Here is a 2,669-nt window from a genome sequence, read left to right on the forward strand (position 1 = left end):
GACCGGAATAGCCTTGCCCGACTCGAAGAGCTCGCTCAATGCATTGAGGTCAGTCCTGTTCGGCTTGTGGATAAGCCCACCGAGCTTCCTGCTCCCGAACAGCGAGAATAGAGGTCCAAGAAACACGACCTTGAGGGCGGTGCCGGTGGCTCCCCCCACCAACACAAATCTGCCGCTCGGTCTCAATGAACGCCTGTACTCTCGCATCGGACGAGAGGCCACGACATCAAGGATCAGGTCGTATGTCTCGCCGTTCCTGGTGTACTGTTCCCGAGCGTAATCAATGACCTGGTCCGCGCCGATCGAGCGGATCATGTCCGATTTCTCAGCGCTGTCGACGCCGGTCACTTCAGCTCCCAGCGACTTGGCGATCTGGACCGCGAAGGTGCCCACTCCACCTCCTGCTCCATTGATGAGGACTTTATTTCCTGGCTGTATCCCTCCCTTGTGGCGAAGACCCTGCAGGGCTAGCACACCCGCTTGAGGGACGGCAGCCGCCTGCTCAAAAGTCATTCTCGAAGATTTCATTGCGAGGGCACTCTCTTGGGCACGCGCGAACTCGGCAAAACCACCCCAGCCGCTCTGGGACAGGTCACCGAACACCTCATCGCCTGGCTGGAGCTCTTTAACATTCTTACCGACCGCTTCTACCTTCCCCGCGATGTCGGCACCGAGTATCTCGTACCTCGGTCTCAGAAGCCCTCCTGCCCGGTTCAGGAACGGCTTGCCCCTAAGAAGATCCCAGTCCCATGAGTTCACGGATGCCGCATGGACCCTTACCAGAACCTCGTTATCCTTGGGAACGGGTTTCTCCACCTCTTTGAGCTGAAGAACTTCCGGTTGTCCGTATTCTGTGTAGACGATCGCCCTCATTTTCTTTCATAACAAGTGTAGCTGGATATTAATAAAATAATCCTATCAGGATAGGCTGATGAACTTGTACGAAATTCTCATAGATTATTATTATTCAATCTCACCAGTGATTAGAATGACTAAGAGGAAATTTCTTAATATGGAGCTTTGAGATATCATTAGCCCGAGGTATGCAAATGCTTCAGGTGAAGTTTTGTACATCAGATAAGAGAGCAAATGAATGGTTGAGGGAAAACCAAGACAAGGAAGTAATAGAGATCAAATTCAGCGCCGGCGGTTTTGGCATCATCTACAAAGAGTCGAACGAGTGAAGGCCCACTGCGAAATTAGAATGCTCGGCAATCCTCCAATCTACGATGGATTCCTTTGACCGTCCCATTTGTGCCATCTTGATTTGCCAATGGCTCCCTGGTATTGTCACTTTTCACATAGGATCGCGTCAATGAGTCCTCATAAGCTCGATGAGGTATCATGAGGGGGTCGGGGCACTCTTGGGATTATATGATCTGCCCTAGGGAAGACAATTGAGTTATATTCGATTCACTACAGATAGAGCTTCTTCATTCTACCTCTGGAGATCCCGCCCATGCGGCGAGAAACAGCCCAATGACAAGAATTATGCCGCCTCTACAATGAGTCAACGGTCCTGGAATGGTTCTTCCCCAGCTGGCACTTTCCGATGGAATGTACTTATAGCCCAGGCTCCAACAATCGTTATGTCAAGAAACCATCGGATCGCGGAGCGGAAATGAGTTGAGAGTACCCTGGAGAACGATCACCATCGTGCTGATCGCAGTGCTTGGTTCAATCCTATTCGTCAGCGGGGAGGCTGCCGCCAACGGTGATGACATGCACCATGATTGGTGGGATCACATGGACTGGGACTGGTGGGGCATCCCCTACATGGGCCTGATGATGATACTGGTGTGGATCCTGTTCATCGTGATAGCGGTGCTGGTGTACAAGGACGCGGAGAGGAGGGGGATGAACGGGCTCCTGTGGTTCGTCCTGGTGATCTTGCCCTGGGTTGGCATTATCTTCCTCATCATCTATCTCATCATCAGGGAGGATCTGAAGTACGGAAAAGGACCGGGATGATGCATTTCGATCGTAGGGTTGGTGCCATTCATGGAAGATGAGAATAAGCACAAGAATCACGAGCGGCACGGTGACATGGACCATTCCGATCACGGTGATGATGGGAAGGAGGGATCACATGAGGGTCACCGAGACCACGGGGATCACTCCGCCCACATAGCCGATTTCAGGCGGAGGTTCCTAGTCTCCCTGATCCTCACGATCCCGATACTGCTGCTCTCCCAGACCATACAGGACTGGTTCGGGTTCGAGATAACGATCCCGTACCAGGAGATCGTGATTTTCCTTCTTGCCGCAGTGGTCTACTTCTACGGGGGGTGGCCATTCCTCAAGGGCACGGCAAACGAGCTGAGGAAGCGCCTTCCGGGAATGATGACCCTGATCGCAATGGCCATCTCGGTGGCGTTCTTCTACTCCTCGGCCACGGTCTTCTTCCTTGAGGGGAAGGACTTCTTCTGGGAGCTTGCGACCCTGATAGACGTCATGCTCCTCGGACATTGGATCGAAGCGAAGAGCGTGATGGGCGCCTCCAGGGCACTGGAGGAGCTGGTGAAGGTGATGCCCACCTCGGCCCACCTGGTGCGGGGAGATGAGGTGGTCGATGTTCTTGTCTCTGACCTGAAGGTGGGCGATATCGTGCTGGTGAAGCCCGGTGAGAAGATACCTTCGGACGGCGTGGTGGTGAAGGGGGATTCGTT

Annotated in this window: 2 protein-coding genes and 1 pseudogene; 2 read left to right on the plus strand and 1 reads right to left on the minus strand. The window is 53.3% G+C overall.

Going from position 1 to position 2,669, the window contains the following annotated elements:
- Positions 1-873: NAD(P)-dependent alcohol dehydrogenase (locus tag GKC03_10050; GenBank protein ID NYT12868.1), on the minus strand; the 873-nt coding region annotated here is incomplete at its 3' end.
- 915 nt (positions 874-1,788) lie between these two features.
- Between GKC03_10050 and GKC03_10055 the strand changes: the two are divergent.
- Positions 1,789-1,941, plus strand: a pseudogene (locus GKC03_10055) (SHOCT domain-containing protein).
- Positions 1,942-2,001: 60 nt separating this feature from the next.
- Positions 2,002-2,669 (plus strand): heavy metal translocating P-type ATPase (locus tag GKC03_10060; protein ID NYT12869.1); only part of this gene is annotated, 668 nt, incomplete at its 3' end.

This window comes from Methanomassiliicoccales archaeon, from assembly GCA_013415695.1.
Classification (GTDB): domain Archaea; phylum Thermoplasmatota; class Thermoplasmata; order Methanomassiliicoccales; family JAAEEP01; genus JAAEEP01.